Annotated in this window: 16 protein-coding genes and 1 pseudogene; 6 read left to right on the top strand and 11 right to left on the bottom strand. The window is 64.4% G+C overall.

All coding sequences use genetic code 11. The features are described from left to right. Nucleotides 1-205 precede the first annotated feature (205 nt). From AB4Y44_RS02715 to AB4Y44_RS02700, 4 genes are all read left to right on the top strand, one after another. The gene (locus AB4Y44_RS02715) at nt 206-775 is read left to right on the top strand and encodes a sigma-70 family RNA polymerase sigma factor (RefSeq protein ID WP_342923267.1); all 570 of its coding nucleotides are present in this window, start codon (nt 206-208) and stop codon (nt 773-775) included. A gap of 16 nt (nt 776-791) precedes the next feature. After that, a complete protein-coding gene (locus AB4Y44_RS02710) occupies nt 792-1,094 on the top strand; it encodes a hypothetical protein (RefSeq protein WP_368698635.1) in 303 nt (100 codons plus the stop codon). A 73-nt stretch (nt 1,095-1,167) separates the two neighbouring features. Next, nucleotides 1,168-2,949, top strand: coding sequence for an ABC transporter transmembrane domain-containing protein (locus AB4Y44_RS02705; RefSeq protein WP_342923269.1), 1,782 nt, complete (start codon nt 1,168-1,170; stop codon nt 2,947-2,949). Between the two features lie 269 nt (nt 2,950-3,218). Next, entirely contained in the window at nt 3,219-4,976 is a 1,758-nt protein-coding gene (locus AB4Y44_RS02700; protein ID WP_368698634.1) for a peroxidase family protein, read from the top strand. 8 nt (nt 4,977-4,984) lie between these two features. Here AB4Y44_RS02700 and AB4Y44_RS02695 read toward each other — a convergent pair whose 3' ends face one another. Further along, on the bottom strand, nt 4,985-5,725 hold the full coding sequence (locus tag AB4Y44_RS02695) for a hypothetical protein (protein WP_368698633.1): 741 nt from the start codon (nt 5,723-5,725) through the stop codon (nt 4,985-4,987). Nucleotides 5,726-5,992: 267 nt separating this feature from the next. Between AB4Y44_RS02695 and AB4Y44_RS02690 the strand changes: the two genes are divergently transcribed. After that, nucleotides 5,993-7,363 (top strand): MFS transporter, encoded by a 1,371-nt coding sequence (locus AB4Y44_RS02690; RefSeq protein WP_342923278.1) that lies wholly within the window; start codon nt 5,993-5,995, stop codon nt 7,361-7,363. A gap of 95 nt (nt 7,364-7,458) precedes the next feature. Here the strand turns inward: AB4Y44_RS02690 and AB4Y44_RS02685 are convergent. The 3 genes and pseudogenes from AB4Y44_RS02685 to AB4Y44_RS02675 all read right to left on the bottom strand — a co-directional run. Beyond that, nucleotides 7,459-9,018: pseudogene (locus AB4Y44_RS02685) on the bottom strand (phospholipase C); the annotation flags it as partial. A gap of 436 nt (nt 9,019-9,454) precedes the next feature. Continuing rightward, entirely contained in the window at nt 9,455-10,201 is a 747-nt protein-coding gene (locus AB4Y44_RS02680; RefSeq protein WP_342923279.1) for an SDR family NAD(P)-dependent oxidoreductase, read from the bottom strand. A 69-nt stretch (nt 10,202-10,270) separates the two neighbouring features. Further along, nucleotides 10,271-10,486, bottom strand: coding sequence for a hypothetical protein (locus AB4Y44_RS02675; RefSeq protein WP_254357275.1), 216 nt, complete (start codon nt 10,484-10,486; stop codon nt 10,271-10,273). Between the two features lie 176 nt (nt 10,487-10,662). Between AB4Y44_RS02675 and AB4Y44_RS02670 the strand changes: the two genes are divergently transcribed. Continuing rightward, nucleotides 10,663-12,606, top strand: a complete 1,944-nt coding sequence (locus AB4Y44_RS02670; protein ID WP_368698632.1) for an aconitate hydratase — start codon at nt 10,663-10,665, stop codon at nt 12,604-12,606. A 29-nt stretch (nt 12,607-12,635) separates the two neighbouring features. Here AB4Y44_RS02670 and AB4Y44_RS02665 read toward each other — a convergent pair whose 3' ends face one another. From AB4Y44_RS02665 to sufB, 7 genes are read right to left on the bottom strand one after another with little or no spacing between them, the layout of a single operon-like run. Continuing rightward, complete coding sequence (locus AB4Y44_RS02665; RefSeq protein WP_342923281.1) at nt 12,636-12,968, bottom strand: non-heme iron oxygenase ferredoxin subunit; 333 nt, start codon at nt 12,966-12,968, stop codon at nt 12,636-12,638. A gap of 1 nt (nt 12,969) precedes the next feature. Beyond that, nucleotides 12,970-13,296, bottom strand: a complete 327-nt coding sequence (locus AB4Y44_RS02660; protein WP_342923282.1) for an SUF system Fe-S cluster assembly protein — start codon at nt 13,294-13,296, stop codon at nt 12,970-12,972. 28 nt (nt 13,297-13,324) lie between these two features. Continuing rightward, entirely contained in the window at nt 13,325-13,777 is a 453-nt protein-coding gene (gene sufU, locus AB4Y44_RS02655; RefSeq protein WP_069262276.1) for a Fe-S cluster assembly sulfur transfer protein SufU, read from the bottom strand. After that, nucleotides 13,774-15,027: a cysteine desulfurase gene (locus tag AB4Y44_RS02650; protein WP_342923283.1), complete on the bottom strand. Its 1,254-nt coding sequence runs from the start codon at nt 15,025-15,027 to the stop codon at nt 13,774-13,776. The genes sufU and AB4Y44_RS02650 overlap by 4 nt, the downstream gene beginning before the upstream one ends. Further along, nucleotides 15,024-16,349: a Fe-S cluster assembly protein SufD gene (gene sufD / locus AB4Y44_RS02645; RefSeq protein WP_368698631.1), complete on the bottom strand. Its 1,326-nt coding sequence runs from the start codon at nt 16,347-16,349 to the stop codon at nt 15,024-15,026. Before sufD ends, AB4Y44_RS02650 begins: the two co-directional genes overlap by 4 nt. Further along, nucleotides 16,346-17,158: a Fe-S cluster assembly ATPase SufC gene (sufC, locus tag AB4Y44_RS02640; protein ID WP_342923285.1), complete on the bottom strand. Its 813-nt coding sequence runs from the start codon at nt 17,156-17,158 to the stop codon at nt 16,346-16,348. Before sufC ends, sufD begins: the two co-directional genes overlap by 4 nt. A gap of 13 nt (nt 17,159-17,171) precedes the next feature. Then, a complete protein-coding gene (gene sufB / locus AB4Y44_RS02635; protein WP_342923286.1) occupies nt 17,172-18,620 on the bottom strand; it encodes a Fe-S cluster assembly protein SufB in 1,449 nt (482 codons plus the stop codon). Nucleotides 18,621-18,707 lie beyond the last annotated feature (87 nt).

Below are 18,707 nucleotides of genomic sequence, written 5' to 3'. Positions count from 1 at the left end.
TACCGCTGCCAGGCTCGTGAAGGTGCATGACCGATAGCGTGTGAATTTGTTGGTTTTGTTCGATGCTGCATTGTGACCGAAATATAGTGAGCGATGTCAATAAAATATGCCGCTATTTCTTGCCTTGTTTAACGAAATATGCGCGCCACATAGAGCCGCAGAGCAAGCGTCACAATATTTCTCTTTCCGGATCGTCTACACGGGTATGGAACCGCCGCCCACCCCCAGCCCGCAGAGTACGCAGGACCGCGAAATCGCCGACACCGTCGCCCGCGAGCGCCCGAGGCTGCGCAATTTCATCCGCCGCCGCGTGCTCGACCAGGACGAAGCCGAGGACATTCTTCAGGACGTATTCGAGGAACTGGTTCAGGCGTGGCGGCTGCCGGAGCCCATCGAGCAGGTTGGTGCGTGGCTCTTTCGCGTGGCGCGAAATCGCATCGTCGACCGCTTTCGCAAACGCAAGGAAGTGCCGCTCATCGAGCCGCAAGAAGATGAAAGCGAATACCGCCTCGACCTCGCGCTGCCCTCGCCCGACGCCGGCCCCGAGGCGGCGTACGAGCGCGCAGCAATGCTCGACGCGCTGCGCGCCGCGCTCGACGAATTGCCCGCCAGCCAGCGCGAGGTGTTCATCGCGCACGAACTGGACGGGCGCAGCTTCAAGGAGCTGGCCGCCGCGAGCGGAGTTGGCGTGAATACGCTGCTGGCGCGCAAACGTTATGCGGTGCTGCATCTGCGCGAACGTTTGCGCGCGTCATGGGACGACCTCGAGAATTGAACCGAAGGAGAATGAAATGAAGTTTCGCCGCAAAATATTCGCCAAGGCGCTGCTGATGATAGCGGTCATCGCCCTGCTGGGCGCGATCGTCATGGGCCTGTGGAACTGGATCGCACCCGCGATCGTCGCCAACGCGCATGCCATCGACTATCCACGCGCGATCGGCCTGCTGGTGCTGTGCCGGATCCTGTTCGGCGGCTTCCGCGGGCATGGTGGCTGCCGCCGGCGCATGCACTGGCACCAGTGGCAACAGTGGCAGCACATGACGCCGGAGGAGCGCGAGCACCTGCGCAATGGAGCCACGCCGCCCGCGCAGTAAGCCAGCCCATGGCCAGCCTCGTCCTGCCACGGGCTGGCACAATCCATCCATTGCCGATCCGCCAGGAAGCTCCATGTCAGACGTCGCCGCCCGCCGCCCTTCACGCGTCGCGCCCCTCTTCGCCCTTTTGCCCTTCCTGCGCCCCTATGCGGGGCGCTGGGCGCTCGCCTTCCTCGCGCTCCTGACCTCGGCGGGCGCGACGCTCGCGCTGCCGGTGGCGTTCAAGTACCTGATCGACCGTGGCTTCGCGAGCGGCGACCGTACGCATATCGACCGCTATTTCATCGCGCTCTTCGTGGTTTCGCTGATCCTCGCCGCGGCGACGGCACTGCGCTTCTACTGGGTCTCATGGCTCGGCGAGCGGGTGACGGCCGACTTGCGGCGCGCCGTGTACGACCACGTGATACGCATGAGCCCGCAGTTCTTCGAGACCACGCAAACAGGCGAAGTGCTCTCGCGTCTCACCACCGACACGACCCTGATCCAGACCGTGGTGGGCACCAGTCTCTCGCTGGGACTGCGCAACGTGCTCCTCACGGTCGGCGGCGTGACGATGCTCGTTGCGACGAGCCCGGTGCTGTCCGGCTATATCATCGCGACACTGGTCGTTGTGGTCGCACCTATCGTCATCTTCGGGCGGCGCGTGCGGCGGCTTTCGCGCGCGAGCCAGGACAAGGTGGCGAGCGCAAGCGCTCTGGCGGGCGAAGTGCTCAACGCCATGCCCACGGTGCAGTCGTATGCCCAGGAGTCGTTCGAGGCCAAACGCTTTGGCGGCGCCGTGGAAGCGGCCTTCGAAACGGCGCTCACACGCATTCGGGCGCGCGCCGGGTTGACGGCCGTGGTGATCGTGTTCGTGTTCGCCGCCGTCGTGTTCGTGCTCTGGCTCGGCGCGCAGGCCGTACTGGCCGGGCAGATGAGCGCCGGCCAGCTGTCCCAGTTCATTCTCTACGCGGTGTTCACGGCCGGCGCCGTGGGCGCCGTTGCCGAAGTGTGGGGCGATCTGCAACGGGCCGCGGGCGCCACCGAACGGCTGCTGCAACTGCTCGCCGCGCGCTCGCCCGTGGCGCAAGCGGCGGCGACCGTGCCGCTGCCGGCTCACGGCGCGGGCATCCGCTTCGACAACGTTGGCTTCTCCTACCCTTCGCGCCCCGGCATTGCGGCGCTCGACGCCTTCTCGCTCGACGTGCGCCCGGGCGAGCATGTCGCGCTGGTCGGTCCGTCGGGCGCAGGCAAGACCACACTCTTTCAATTGCTGCTGCGCTTTTACGACCCGCAATCGGGGAGCCTCAGCATCAACGGTGTGCCAACGCAACAGGTGTCGCTCGCCGCGTTGCGCCAGGCGATCGGCGTCGTGTTGCAGGAGTCGGTGATCTTTTCGGGCAGCGTGCTCGACAACATTCGCTACGGCTCGCCCGACGCCACGCTCGAAGCCGTCCAGCGCGCCGCGGCCATGGCGGCCGCGGCCGGCTTTATCGAGGAACTGCCGCAAGGGTACGACACGTTCCTCGGCGAGCGCGGCGTGCGCCTTTCAGGCGGTCAGCGTCAGCGCATTGCCATTGCGCGCGCGATCCTCAAGAACCCGCCCATTCTGCTGCTCGACGAGGCCACCAGCGCGCTCGACGCCGCGAGCGAACGCCTCGTGCAAACGGCGCTGGACAACGCTGCCCAAAACCGCACGACGCTCGTCATCGCGCATCGTCTCGCCACCGTGCAGCAGGCCGACCGCATCATCGTCATGGAGCAAGGCCGCATCGTGGCGCAAGGCCGGCATGCGGACCTGCTGCAGAGTTCGCCGCTTTACGCGCAGCTCGCGGCGCTGCAGTTCGGCGCGCAACACACGCATACCGTCACGTAACCATCAGCCGGGTGGCCTGGGCGCGATTGGCGATTGCACACCTGCGTTGTCGGACGTTCGCAAATCGAAGCGCCGCCCAAGCGTGGGTTAGCGCACATTCAGAGCTTTCAGAAAGATTAATCCTGCTTCCTGTCAATCCGCCCTCTGAGTTTGCGGCGATCGTCGCCGCTAACCTCAAAATAATCCATTCAGTCCGAAGTCGAACGGGGTCCTTCGCCGGCTCTCCCGCGAAGTGTCTTTTCTGCGATGAATTACTTAGGAGAACGATTATGAATCCCCAAGGTACACCCCGCGACCTCGTCGAAGCCCATGCGGGAATGAGCGGCCTGAACGAAGAGTTGACATCGATGTTCCCGCCGCGTTTCAACCACTATGACCCCGCGGACCTCGCCGTACTCGCGCGCGGCATGCAGTCGGCGGCGGATACCGTATCGAACGATCCCGACCCGGAGGAGAACCTGTATGTGCCGGCCGGTTACACGTATTTCGGCCAGTTCATCGATCACGACCTGACGCTCGATACCACGTCGCAGCTGACCTTGATCCAGGCGCGCACGACCGGCCAGCTGCCGACCAACCTGCGCACGCCGCGCTTCGACCTCGACAACGTATACGGCCCGGGACCCGACGACGCGCCCTACATGTATGCGGACGAGAACCACCCGCACAAGGGGATTTATCAGGGCGCCTCGCTGATCGAGGGGCACGACGATCTGCCGCGAACCCAGAATGCCTACAACGCCCGCGCGATTATCGGCGACAAGCGCAACGACGAGAATTCGATCGTCTGCCAGATCCAGATGCTGTTCCTGCGTTTTCATAACCGCGTGGTCGCGCGGCTCGCGAAAGCCGACAGCACGCTGCGCGGCAGCGATCTGTTCGAAGCGGCGCGCACGCAGGTGCGCTGGGCCTATCAGCGCGTGCTGGTCGAAGACTTCCTGTATCGGATCGTCGATTCGTCCGTCGTCGACGCCTTCGTGACCGCGCACGACCAGGACCGCGCGCATGCCTACAAGCTCTATGGTCCGGGTCCCGCGAGACGCAACCTGCCGCGCGAATTCACGGGGGCCGCGTACCGCTACGGCCACTCGGGCGTGCGCAACGGCTATGTGCTGAACGACAATTTCAAGGCACCGATATTCGACGGCACGAATACGAACAAGGACAGCCTCGTCGGTTTCGACCGGTTGCCCGAAACACACGTGATCGACGACTGGCAGCGCTTCTTCCCGCGCGAGCATCCCTTGCCGGGCGAAAAAGGCGGGCCCGGACTCGATGGCGCGAACAAGGCCGCCGCCGGTGTTGCCGACAATGCTTCGAACGACGTCAAGCGTCTGCAATACGCGTACAAGTTCGATCCATCGCTCGTCGATCCGCTTTCGCAACTCCCGCACAGCGTGTCCGAAGTGCCGATTCCGGCCGCGGCAGACAAGCTGGCATCGGCAAAGGGCTTCCGCTCGCTCGCCATGCTCAACCTGTTGCGCGGCAACGTCTATGGCCTGCCGAGCGGCGAGACGGTGGCAAGCGCGCTCGGCGTGCCGCCGCTCGGTCCCGACGAACTCGTGGTCCGCACCCAGGTTTCGAGCGATCCGTCGAAGACCTTCCGCTTCGATCGCATCGCCTCGCTGAATGTCGATGGCGCGAGCCCGGCGCTTGGCGACACGTTCAAGGACGACACGCCGCTTTGGTTTTATATCCTCGCTGAAGCGCAAGTTCCGGTGCTCGAGCTTGCGCCCGTGGGCGAGACGTTCGGCGAGGACGCGATGCTCGGCACGCAGGACGGCAAGCTCGGGGTCGGCGCATTGACGCGTCTTGGCCCGGTGGGCGGCCGCATCGTCGTCGAGGTGTTCTACGGGCTGCTGGACGAGGACCCGGATTCGATCATCCATCGTACCGGCAGCCCGCCCGCGCTCGAGGCCGAGATTTTCAGCAACGCGCCCGCCACGTTCTCGCAGATCATCGCGTTCGCGACCGCCGGCGAATGGCGACTGATGCCGCTGATGGCCGTCGTCGATCTGGCGGCCTGAAGTCCCCGCTACCGAGGGGCGGCCAGGCGCGCGACGCTGCGCGCCTGGCGCGGCAGCACGATATACATGCCCCATGCCACGAGCAGGATCGCGCGCAGTGCGTTCGCGAGTGGCTGCGCAGAGGAGACCCCGACATTGGTAATGGCGAGGCTGGCCGGCAAGGTCCACGCATAAGTGATCAAGCCGAGCAGCGTGGCGCGCCAGAAGCCGAACTGCCGGGGCGCGGGCATGGCGTGCGCGGCCAGCCCGCGTCGCACCATGTACCCCACGAGCGGCAGGCTGAGCAGCACATAAGCAAACATGGGCACGATGAAGGGCATGCCGGCGATCGCAAGCGAAACGGCTGGCGAGGATTGCGCGAGGTCGTGCGGAACCCGGTTCGCGGCGAATGCCATGAGCGGCGTCGCAATCTTTCCGAGCGCGAGACGCAACACCGAGAAAGCCACCACGAAGAGCAGCGCGCTCGCGAGCCACTGGCGCCAGGCGCAGGACCACCAGAGATAAAGACGCCGGCCGGACGACACCCGCGGAGTCAGCGTAAACAGCGCCCACTTGTCCCGGCGCGCGCCGATGCATGCGAGCACAACGAACAGCATGCCCGCGATGACGAATACGTCCTCACTCCACACGATCAATTGCAGAGGCTGATCGACGCTCGCCGAAGCCGGCGTGGACGAGGCGAAATTCTGCAGATGCCGCGCAATGTACTCCGAAGGGCTGAGGGCCTGCGCGGTTTGCTGTGGCGTCATTGCGCCTCCGTGTTGCGTGATGCACTGCCGCATGGCGATTTCATTCAAAATACGCACATTGCATCACAACGTGACATATCATCGGCTTGTATAACAACGTCTCAACCCATGCCGATCAGGATGGAGCGATAGCGAGGGACGTATCACTTCCACCGATCCGGCGAAGCCAACATCCCGGCCGAATGGGGCACGTTTTTTGCGCGCTACCGGGAGCCTTGGCCATGCGTTTTGCATTGGCCGTATCGCCCTTGCCTTGGGGGGTCCGAAATGAATGCAGATCAACCGGGAGCCACGCTCCTTTCGGAGGAAGACGCCCACCGCCAGTTGCGCCGCGCTGTGATTGCCAGCACCATCGGCACGACGATCGAATGGTACGACTTTTTCCTCTACAGTATCGTCACCGGGCTTATCTTCGCGAAGCTCTACTTTCCTGAATCCGACCCGCTCGTTGGCACCCTGCAAGCTTTTCTGATCTATGCCGTAGGCTTCATTGCACGGCCAGTCGGCGCGGCCATCTTCGGCCACTACGGCGATCGCGTCGGCCGCAAAGCCACGCTGATCGTCACGCTGCTGCTCATGGGGCTCGCCACCTTCGCCGTGGCCTTTGTGCCGACCTATGCATCCATCGGCATCTGGGGCGCCGTTCTGCTCACAGTGCTGCGCTTCATTCAGGGCGTGGGCGTAGGCGGCGAATGGGGCGGCTCGGTCCTGATGTCGATGGAATGGGCGCGCACCAATTCGCACCGCGGCTTCGTCGCTTCCTGGCCGCAATTCGGCGTGCCGGCGGGACTCTTCATCGCCAATCTCGTGGTGCTCGCCGTCAGCGCGTTCTCGGGAAACGCCTTCATGACGTGGGGATGGCGGGTTCCGTTCCTGCTGAGCATCTTGCTTGTCGCGATCGGTCTCTATATCCGGCTGAGCATTCTTGAAACGCCGATCTTCGCGAAGCTCCTCGCCGAGAACAAAATCGAGAAAACGCCGATGCTCGAAGTCATTCGCCGCCAGCCCAAGGACATTCTCCTCTCGGCATTGGCGCGCATGGCCGAACAGGCGCCGTTCTACATCTACACGGCCTTCGTCTTCACGTATGGCGTGAAGACGCTGCACGTTTCGCGCGACCTCATGCTCACCGCGGTTCTGGCGGCCGCCGTGCTGCAGTTCGCGACCATTCCGTTCTTTGGGCACGTGTCCGACCTGATCGGACGCAAGCGCATGTACATGATCGGCGCGGTGGCTGCGGGCATCTTCGGCTTTATCTACTTCGGCATGCTGGACACGAAAAACACGGCGTTGATTTTTGCGGCCGTGGTGCTGTCGCTCGTGCCGCACGCCATGCTCTATGGTCCGCAGGCGGCGTTCATCGCCGAATCGTTCACGGGTCGGCTGCGTTACAGCGGCGCCTCACTCGGTTACCAGTTGGCTTCCGTGATCGCGGGCGGCCCGGCGCCGCTGATCGCAACGGCGCTCTTCGCGTACTACCGCACGGGTTATGCAATCGCGATCTATATCGCCGTGTGCGGTGTGATCAGTCTGCTCGCCGCCTGGCGCATGGGCGATTACACGAACAAGGATATTTCGCGCGAATACGACGACGCGCACGGAACAGGCGATCACGGTCACGCTTCCCACCCCGCGTGATCGACTGCTGAAAAACACAGCGCGCCCCTGCCTGATGAACCTGGCAGGGGCGCGCTTCTTTTTACCCATCAACAACAGTCATCGATCCTGAACGCTCAGACTTTCGGTGCCTTGTCGAGCACCACGCCCGTCGTCGGGTCGAGGTACAGCCTGCGGTCTTCGTGGCCGCGGCCGCGACGGTCGAAGTCGAACATGCCCATGATGCTGCCCGACGTCGCATCGAACGAACCGCCGCCGATGCGCTGACCGTCAAGCCAGTTGTCTTCGATGAAACGCACCACGGAAGACTGGTCGATCAGCGTATGGTCGACGTAGTTCTCGCGAGCCCACGGCGAGATCACGACGAACGGAATGCGCGTGCCCGGACCGCAGCGGCCGTTCACGGGCTTGCCGTTCAGGCCGGCAGGCGCCGAACCCGTGCCGCAGATGCCGGCGGCCGTCAACTGGTCGGCAACGCTGTCGTACGAAGCGCTGGTGGGTTGCGCGTAGGCATGGTCGTACCAGCCGTCCGAGTCATCCCATGCCACGATCACGGCCGTATCCTCCCAGTCGTTCTGCTGCTGCAGGAAGTTCACGACCTTCGTGACGAACGCCTGCTCGTCGAGCGGATCGGAATAACCGGCGTGGCCGTCCTGGTAGGCCGGGGCCTTCAGGAAGCTCACCGACGGGAAATTGCCCGCCTTCACGGCAGCGAAGAAGTCGTCGGTATCGTACTGGTGATTCGCCGGGTCGGGGTTGCCGTTCTTGCCCTCGGTGTGCCCGATCGCGGCGAGCGAGCTCGGACGCAGATGCTGCGGATTCGAGGTCGAAGCGTAGTACTGGAACCAGTTGTGGTGCGGAATATAGTCGGCCGTCGCCGCGCCGACCACCGGCGAGAGCGTACTGCGCTTGCAGCCGGTCGTGCCGTTGCTGTTCGTCGTCGCGAGGTTGAAGCCGCCCATGAAGCCGCCCCACGAGACGTTACGCGCGTTCAGCAGGTCGCCGATATTCTTGCCGGTCATCTGCGCCGTGTCGGTCGCGCTCGAGCAGAGGTCGTAGGCCGGATCGACGTCGTTGATCATCGTAAAGCCGTTCTGCCCGTCGTTCACATAGTACGAACCGGCCGTCGAAGGCTTCTTCGTTGTGAGCACAGCCTTCATACCGTTGGTCTGGCCCGAGACCAATTCGAGCGCGCCCGGCGTCGAAGGACCGTAGGTCGACGTATAGGCGTTGTCGCTCATCGCGAAGTGCTGGGCGTAGTTCCACAGGGCCGTGACCGTGTTGCCGTCGTAATAGCCCATCACCTGGCCCTTCGTGCCGAACGCGCCGGCGCCGCCGCTCGTGCCGTTACCCGTGTACAACGGGAACAGGTCGGCGTGGCCGTCGTCGTATGCCTGCTGCTCGGCCGTATACGCGTGGTTCTGGTCGGCCGTGGCCGCCTGCGTGCGATCCAGGCGGAACGGATTGGCCGCGCCCGTGCCATTGGCCGTGTTCGTGAAGTTCGGGTTCTTCGTCAGCAGCGTGCCAGAAAGACCGTTCACTTCGGGCGTACCGGGTTGCGCCCTGAATGCAGGCTCGCCGGACGGGTTGGTTGCGTGCGGATAAGTCGCGAAGTAATGGTCGAACGAAACGTTCTCGCCATAAATCACGACCAGGTGCTTGATCGGAGTGGCGGTGTGATTGTGTTCCGGATGATTCTTGTCGTGATCGTCACCAGCACTCCACGCAACTGTCGATGCGAGTGCTGCGGCTGTGAGCGAACCAACTGCGACATGACGCCATTGCATTTTCGGCTCCTGGTTGGTTTCGTATTGTCGGGATCACCGTGAAGCCGGGTGAAGGCGTTATGCAGCTCGCATCGTGGCGCTCATGCCAGCTGAATGCGGAGGCTACACGGCATGAGGATTAGAGCATCGGGGTATGAATGCTCAGCGTCAGACTCCTTACGAAATATTTTCGACTGGAAAGTTTGGCGCCGATTCGCTGAAGCGATAAAGCCAGACTAAATTAAGGTATGAAGATTGCGCAGCGCGCTGATGCGCACCGGTTAGCAAACAAGGCGAACTCAATGAACCGGGCCGCGACGCGGCGGCCCGAAAATGAACAGGCGGCCTAGATGAAACTGACGCCGCCGTTGACGGCAATGGTCTGCCCCGTGACGAAGCCGTTGCCGATCACCATCAACACGACCTGTGCGACCTCATCGGCTTCGCCGAGGCGGCCAACGGGCAGCCGCTCGGCGACGTTCGCGGCTTTCAGCGGCGCGGCCATTTCCGTGTCGATGGGTCCGGGCGCGACGGCGTTCACGGTCACGCCTTCCCGTGCCACGCGCGAGGCGTAGCCGCGCGTCAAGCCTTCGAGGCCCGCTTTCGAAGCGTTGTAATGAACGCCGACGAGGCCCGCGCCGCGCGCGGCCGCCGACGACAGATTGACGATGCGGCCCCAGCGGCGCGCGCGCATGCCGGGCAGCACCGCCTGCGTGCAAAGAAACGCCGACTTGAGATTGACGGCGAGCGTGTGGTCGAATTCGGCCTCTGTAAGCGACTCGATGTCGCTGAACGTGCCGGTGCCGGCGTTGTTCACGAGTACATCGACCGCGCCGAGGCGGCGCTCGATCTCGCCGATCATGCTCGTGACCTCGCTGGCCGACGACACGTCGGCGCGCACCGCGAGCGCGCGGCCCCCGGCGCTTTCGATCTGCGCGACGACCTGGTCCGCCTCGTCAGCGCGCTGCCGGTAGTTCACGCCGACCGCGGCGCCAGCCGAAGCCAGCGCCACGGCAATGGCGCGTCCGATTCCGCGCGAGCCGCCGGTCACGAGCGCAACGCGATGATTGAGGTCGGGTAAGAGAGCGGACATGGCGGACTCCTTCAGCGATGGGTTGCCACTACACCGCCGCCGTTGCGCAAGATGCTCGCCTCGACGCGCTCACGGCGCGGTGCCGATGCCGCCGCCCGGGCCCGCCAGTTCGCCGTCTACGCCCAGTTCAGCCGCATGGCCGTGCACGTTCGCACGGCCGCCACGGCGCGAAAACGGCGGGGTGCGCAGTTTCGCGCGGCGACGCGGGCCGGAAACCGGGTCCAGATAAAACATGACGAGCGTGCCTGCCGCGGCGGCCGCTGCGAGATGGAACAGTGCCTTCATGGATGCCTCTCGATAGTTGCAACGCATGCAAAGCGCGGAACGCGGCGCGATCGACTTGATTGAGTCGACCGGCCATTGCATCGATCCGCGCAGCAATTATGCCGCCGACAGCTGGGCGCAGGCATTGCTCCATTCGATTGCAAAGCCCCTATGCCCACCCAGAATGAGGGACGATCATGCACCTCAATGTCGCTCAAAAACTCATCGCTTCGCATCTCGTACACGGCAAGCTTTCCGCGGGCGATGAAATCGGCATCTCCGTCGACCAGACCTTGACCCAGGACGCAACCGGCACGCTCGTCATGCTCGAACTCGAGGCCATGGGCCTCGATTACGCAAGAACGAAGCTCAGCGTGCAATACGTCGATCACAACCTGATCCAGGAAGATTACCGCAATGCCGACGACCACATCTTCCTGCGCAGCGCCGCCGAACGTTTCGGCCTGTGGTATTCGAGGCCCGGCAACGGCGTGAGCCACCCCTGTCATCAGGAAAACTTCGGCAAACCCGGCGCAACCCTGCTCGGCTCCGACAGCCACACGCCCGCGGCGGGCGCACTCGGCATGCTGGCGATCGGCGCGGGCGGGCTCGAAGTGGCGCAGGCCATCGCGGGCGAACCGTTCCTCACGCGCATGCCGCAAATATGGGGCATCCGGCTCACAGGCAGTCTGCCCGACTGGGTCAGCGCCAAAGACGTGATTCTCGAAATGCTGCGCCGCCATGGCGTCGACGGCGGTGTTGGCAGGATCATCGAATATCACGGCCCGGGTCTCGCGGGTCTGAGCGCAATGGACCGTCACGTCATCGCCAACATGGGCGCGGAACTCGGCGCGACGGCGAGCGTATTTCCCTCCGACCGGGAAACGCGGCGCTTCTTGCGCGCCTGGCAACGCGAGAACGACTGGAGCGAACTGGGCGCCGATGCGGGGGCCGCCTATGACATCGAGGACGAAATCGATCTCTCGTCGCTGGAGCCGCTCATTGCCATGCCTTCGAGCCCCGGCAATGTGGTCACCGTGAAAGAGGTGGCCGGCGAGCCCATTTATCAGGCCTATATCGGCTCCTCCGCCAATCCCGGTTACCGCGATTTCGCGGTGGCCGCGGCCATTGTGCGCGACAAGGCCGTGCACGAGCGCGTGTCGTTCGACGTCAATCCCACGTCACGCGCGCAGCTCGAGATGCTCTCGCGCGAAGGCTACGTACAGGATCTGCTGCACGCGGGCGCACGCTTGCATCAGGCGGGCTGCAACGGCTGCATCGGCATGGGCCAGGCGCCGGCCACGAGCACGCTGTCGCTGCGCACCGTGCCGCGCAATTTCCCGGGCCGCTCGGGCACGCCCGAAGACAAGGTTTGCCTCGTGAGTCCGGAAACGGCCGCGGCGTCCGCGCTCGCGGGGGAAATCACCGACCCGCGCACGCTGCCGATGCCCTACCCGCGCATCAGCGACCCCGATCACCCCATTGTTCATCGCGCCATGTTCGCGAGACCGCTGCCGCGCGAAGACGCGGCCGAAGTCGCCTTGAAGAAGGGCCCCAACATCGCGAGCCTGCCGGACTTCGAGCCCTTGCCCGAAAGCTTCGATTTACCCGTGTTACTGAAGGCCGGCGACAACGTGTCCACCGACGAAATCCTGCCTGCGGGCGCCCGCGTGCTGCCGTTTCGCAGCAACGTGCCGAAGCTGGCCGAATTCGCCTTCGAGCGCATCGACGACACCTACGCGAAACGCGCACGCGACACGGGCGATCATTGCGTGATAGGCGGCGGCAACTACGGGCAGGGCTCGAGCCGCGAACATGCCGCGCTCGCGCCGCGATTTCTCGGCCTGCGCGTGGTGATTGCCAAAAGCTTCGCGCGCATTCATGCCCAGAATCTCGTGAATTTCGGCATTCTGCCGCTCACGTTCGCCAATGAACAGGATTACGAATCGATCAAAGCTGGCGACACGCTCCATTTCGAGGGCATCCAGACCGCGCTAGCCTCGGGCAAGCCATTGAAGATCACGCTGGAGGACGGCAAACGCACGCTCGAAACCCGCCATACGTTGACGCGCCGGCAGGTCGAGTACCTTCGCAGTGGCGGCGTGCTCAACTGGACGCAGCAGCGACTGCAGCGTACGTAAGACGTGGGGCGTCGGCAGGGGCGCCGCGCTCAGGAAAAGCCCTCGTCCCAGCGCGTATCGCGCACCTGCACCATGCCCGCTTCCACGCGCACCGCGAACACCGCGACGTCCTCGTACGCGGGCGGCGCGAGCACCTTGCCCGTCTTGATGCAAAAACGGGCGCCATGGCGCGGGCAAATCACCTCGTCGCCCTCCACGTCGCCGCCCGTGAGCACGCCGCCGTCGTGCGGACAGGTGTCCTCGATGGCATAACAGGTCCCTTCGAGATTGAATACGGCGACCGCTGTGCCGTCCACATCGACGCGGCGCACGGAACCCGGTTGAAATTCGGCATATGGCGCCACGTCCACCCATTCGGCCATGTCAGAGCATCCCCAGTTGCAGCAGCGCCGCTTCGGACATGCGTGCCTTCGTCCATGGCGGGTCCCAGACCAGCTCCACGTTCGTCTCGCTCACGCCTTCCACCTCGTTCACGTATTCCTCGACCGTGCCGGGGAAGGTTTGCGCGACCGGGCAGCCGGGCGCGGTCAGCGTCATGCGGATCGTCACGTGACCCGTTTCGGCGTCCACGTCCAGTTGATACACGAGCCCCAGATCGTAGATGTTCACCGGTATCTCCGGATCGAACACCGAGCGCAGCGCGTCGATCACGCGTTCACGCAGGTCGTTGCTCGCCGTTTGCGTATTCATCGTCAATTGCCTCCAGGCACGCGCAGATTCACTCCGTCGAAACGGTCCCGCGCTCGTCGCGCAACGCGGCGTGCAGTGTGTGCCACGCGAGCGTCGCGCATTTGATGCGCGCCGGAAATTCGCGCACGCCCGCGAGCACCGCGAGCTTGCCGAGCCCTTCGGCAGAGGCCGGGCGGTCCGAAGGCGCCGTTGCCATGGCGTGAAAGCGTTCGAACAGCGCCTCGACCTCCGCTTGCGTGCGGCCCTTGAGCGCCTCGGTCATCAACGAGGCCGAAGCCGTTGCAATCGCGCACCCGGCGCCCTCGAAGCCGGCGTCCTTGACCACGCCGTCCTCGATACGCAGATACAAGGTGACGCGGTCGCCGCACAACGGGTTGTAGCCTTCGGCGCTATGCGTTGCACCGGGCACCGTGTGACAGTTCCGCGGCCGCCGGTAGTGGTCGAAGATCGTTTCCTGGTACAGGTCGCGCAAGTCGCTCATAGCGGAAACACCTCCTCGACGCGCGCGAGTCCGTCCAGCAGCGCGTCGACTTCGGCGCGCGTGTTGTACAGCGCAAACGAGGCGCGCACGGTGGCCGGCACGCCATACCGGTCCATCACCGGCATCGCGCAATGATGGCCCGTGCGCACGGCCACGCCGCACTGGTCGAGTATCGTGCCGATGTCGTGGGCGTGCGCATTCTCCACGACGAACGAGACGATGCCGAGTTTTTCTCTCGCCGTTCCAATCCTTCGCACGTTAGGCATCGCACGCAATGCCGCGTCGGCATACGCGAGCAGATCGGCCTCGTGCCGCTGCGCTACTTCCAGGCCGATCGCGCTGACGTAGTCCAGTGCCGCGCCGAGCCCGATCGCGCCGGCAATGTTCGGCGTGCCCGCTTCGAAGCGCCACGGAATGACGTTGTACTCGGTCTTCTCGAACGTCACGGAGCGGATCATGTCGCCGCCGCCCTGCCACGGCGGCATGGCTTCCAGCAGCGCAGCCTTCGCATACAGCGCGCCAATGCCCGTGGGACCGTAGATCTTGTGCCCCGAGAACGCGTAGAAGTCGCAATCGAGCGCGGCCACGTCCACGGGAAGATGCGCAATCGCCTGCGCGCCGTCGACCAGCACCGGCACGCCGCGCGCATGCGCAAGCTCGATCATCTGCACAAGCGGATTGACGGTGCCCAGCGCATTCGACGCATGCGCCACCGCCGCCATCCGCGTGCGTGGGCCGAGCAGGCCCGCGAAGGCGTCGAGGTCGAGCGTGCCGTCGTCGTCGATCGGCGCCACTTTCAGCAGCGCGCCCGTCTGCGCGCAGACGAGTTGCCACGGCACGATATTCGAGTGATGCTCCATCGCGGTGATGAGCACTTCGTCGCCGGGTTGAAGACGCGGCCGCGCGTAGCTTTGCGCCACCAGGTTGATCGCTTCCGTGGTGCCGCGCGTGTACACGATCTCCTTCTCGTGCGCCGCATGGATGAAACGCGCAATGCGCGCGCGGGCGCCCTCGTAGGCATCGGTCGCGCGCTGCGACAGCAGATGCACGCCGCGATGCACGTTGGCATTGTCGTGCTCGTAATAGGCCTGCTCGGCGGCGATCACGCTCGCCGGCTTCTGCGTCGTCGCCGCGTTGTCGAGGTACACGAGCGGCTTGCCGTGCACGCTTTCCCGCAGAATCGGAAAGTCGCGGCGCCAGCCGATGACCGCTTCGGTGTCGGGAATGCCCACCGGTTCGAGTAGATTCATGACAGTCCCCGCAGGTACTCGCCACCGGGCAGGCGCGCGAGCAGCTGTTGTGTGAGCCGGCTACGCAGCGCGGCGCTTTCCACGCGATCCACGCTCACGCGCGCGAACGACCACACGAGGAGCGCCCGCGCCATGCGCTCGTCTATGCCGCGCGAGCGCAGATAAAAGAGCGGGCTCTCGTCGAGCTGGCCGACGGTCGCGCCGTGCGTGCACTTCACGTCGTCGGCGTGAATCTCCAGTTGCGGCTTCGTGTCGATCTCGGCGTTGCGCGAAAGCAGCAGATTGTCGTTGCCTTGATGCGCGTTCGTCTGCTGCGCGTCCTGATGCACGATCACGCGGCCATCGAATACCGCATGAGACGCGCCGTCGAGCACGCCGCGATAGTATTCCCGGCTCGTGCCGCGCGGCATCTCATGGTCGATGCGCGTGTGATGATCCACGTGCTGCCGCGCGCTGACGAAATACAGGCCGTTCAGGTCGGCTTGCGCGTCTTCCGCGTCGAGGCGCGTGTCGATCTGCGTGCGCGACAACGCGCCGCCGAACGCGAACGAGTGCGAGGTGAAGTGGCTCGCGCGCCGCTGCGAGACGCCCACGTGCGCGATATGAAACGCGCTGCGCGCTTCCTGCTGGATACGGCAATGCTGAACGTCGGCCTCTTCGTCGGCGACGATTTCCGTGGCGGTGTTGACGAAATAGGCTTCGTCGGTAATGCCCGCGAACTGCTCGACGATCGAGCAACGCGCCCCCCGCTCCGCGACCACCGCGTTGAATGGATGCATGGCGAGCGCGGCCTCGCTGCTGAAGAACAGCACGTGCAGCGGCCAGTCCAGCGCGCAGCCGGGCGGCAGCACGACCACGTAGCCGTCGCTGCGAAACGCGCCGTTGAGCGCCGCGAAGCCGTCCTCGGGCGCGCGCCGCGCCATGATCGATTCGACCCGCTCAGGAATCCTGCGCATTGCCTGCGCGAGCGTGCCGACAAACGCGCCTTCCGGCAAAGGCGGCAAGGACGAGAGCTTCGGCACGTGGCGGCCGTTCACGAACACGATACGGCCGCCCGCGTCGGCGGGCACGAGGTCGTCGATCAGGCGGGCATAGTCGGTTTGCTCGCCGTCCGAAGGCATGAAATGCCAATGCGGCTTCGCAATCGGCATCACATTGGTGTACTTCCACGCTTCAAGTTGCGTGCCGGGAAAGCCCAGCGTCTCGAACCGGTCGAACGCGTGCCGTCTCGCCTTGCGCAACCACGGCAGCTCGACGCCCGCCAGCGTCCCCGCCATCGTGCGGAAGGCGTCGCGGTAATGCTCGCGCGTTGATTCGCTCATCGTTGCTCCCTGGCCGCTGCCGTGTGTTGCGTCCCGGCCCCTTGCCCCGCTGCGGGTTCGTCGCCATCCTGCTCGCCGAGCCAGCCATACCCCTTGCGCTCCAGCTCGAACGCAAGCTCACGCGAACCCGAGCGCACGATGCGCCCCTGCGAAAGCACGTGCACCTGGTCCGGCACGATGTAGTCGAGCAGGCGCTGGTAGTGCGTCACGAGCACGATGGCCCGGTCCGCGCTGCGCATCTGGTTCACACCACGGGCGACGAGTTGCAACGCGTCGATATCGAGCCCGGAGTCGGTCTCGTCGAGAATGGCGAGACGCGGCTCCAGCACCGTCATCTGCAGCACCTCGTTGCGCTTTTTCTCGCCGCCCGAAAATCCTTCGTTCACGCCCCGGTAGAGCAGGTCTTCCTTCATCTCCATGGCCGCCATTTTTTCCTTCACCAGCGCGAGAAAGTCCATGGCGTCGAGTTCCGCCTCGCCACGATGCTTGCGCTGCGCGTTGAGCGCGGCCTTGAGCAGATAGATATTGCTCACGCCAGGTATTTCCACCGGATACTGAAACGCGAGAAAGAGCCCGCGGCGCGCGCGTTCATCGGGCGCAAGCGCGAGCAGGTCGCAGCCGTCGTACTGCACGCTGCCCCCCGTGACCACATATTGCTCGCGCCCCGCCAGCACATGGGCGAGTGTGCTTTTGCCGGAGCCGTTCGGCCCCATGATCGCGTGAACCTCGCCCGCATTCACGCGTAAATCCACCCCGCGCAGAATCGGCTTGCTTTCCACCTCGACATTCAGATTGCGGATTTCCAGCATTCTTTTCTCCCTCTCAACCTACGCTGCCTTCCAGGCTCACGCCCAGCAGCTTCTGCGCTTCCACGGCGAATTCCATCGGCAATTCCTTGAGCACGTCCTTGCAAAAACCGTTGACGATCATCGACACCGCGTCCTCCTCACTGAGCCCGCGCTGCCGGCAATAGAACAACTGGTCTTCGCCGATCCGCGACGTGGACGCTTCGTGTTCGACTTTCCCGCTCGGGTTCTTCACCTCGATATAAGGAAACGTGAAGGCGCTGCAACGGTCGCCGAGCAGCAGCGAATCGCACTGCGTGTAGTTGCGCGCGTTTTCAGCCGAGCGCGCCATTTTCACGAGCCCGCGATAGGCGTTCTTGCCGCGGCCCGCCGAGATCCCCTTCGAGAGAATCGTGCTGCGCGTATTGCGCCCGATATGCACCATCTTCGTACCGGTATCGGCCTGCTGATAGTGGTTGGTGAGCGCCGCCGAATAGAACTCGCCGATCGAGTTGTCGCCCTGCAGGATCACGCTCGGATACTTCCACGTGATGGCGGAGCCGGTTTCGACCTGGGTCCACGAAATCCGGGCGTTGGCCTCGCGGCAGTCGCCGCGCTTCGTCACGAAGTTGTAGATGCCGCCGCGCCCTTGCGCGTCGCCCGGATACCAGTTCTGCACCGTCGAATAGCGGATTTGTGCGCCTTCCAGCGCAACGAGTTCCACCACGGCGGCGTGCAGCTGGTTTTCGTCGCGCATCGGCGCGGTGCAGCCTTCCAGGTAGCTCACGTAGGCGCCCTTGTCGGCCACGATGAGCGTGCGCTCGAACTGGCCCGTGTTGCGCGCGTTGATGCGGAAGTAGGTGGACAACTCCATCGGGCAGCGCACGCCAGGCGGGATATAGCAGAACGATCCATCGCTGAAGACGGCCGAGTTGAGCGTCGCAAAGAAGTTGTCGGTGTACGGCACGACCGAGCCGAGATACTGGCGCACGAGGTCCGGATGGTCGCGAACCGCTTCCGAGAACGAGCAGAAGACGATGCCAAGCTCGCCCAGCTGCCGCCGGAACGTCGTGGCAACCGACACGCTATCGAATACCGCGTCCACGGCCACGCCCGCGAGCATCTCGCGCTCCTGCAGCGGCACGCCGAGCTTTTCGTAAGTGCGCAGGAGTTCCGGATCGACTTCGGCGAGGCTCTTCGGACGGTTCGCCTGCGTGTGCGGCGCCGAGTAGTAGGCGATGTCCTGGAAGTCGATGGGCGGGTGCTCGATGCTCGCCCAATGCGGCTCGGTCATCGTGAGCCAATGCCGGTAGGCGGCGAGCCGCCATTCGAGCATGAAGTCCGGCTCCTGCTTGCGCGCCGAGATGAGACGGATCACGTCCTCGGACAAACCGCGCGGCAACGTGTCCGACTGCACGTCCGAAACGAACCCGTGCCGATATTCCCGCCGCAGCAATTCCTCGAAGGTTTTCGCTTGTGTATCCATGACGTTATTACGGTCTCCTTTACACTCACGACCTCATTCTAGAACCCCTGGCATAACCCTGGCATGGCCGGGGTTTAACCGCAGCGC

The sequence above is a fragment of the Paraburkholderia sp. BR10937 genome, assembly GCF_040965695.1.
In the GTDB taxonomy this organism is placed as follows: domain Bacteria; phylum Pseudomonadota; class Gammaproteobacteria; order Burkholderiales; family Burkholderiaceae; genus Paraburkholderia.
The sequence above is the reverse complement of the archived record's forward strand: the minus strand, read 5'-3'. Positions and strand labels throughout refer to the sequence as shown.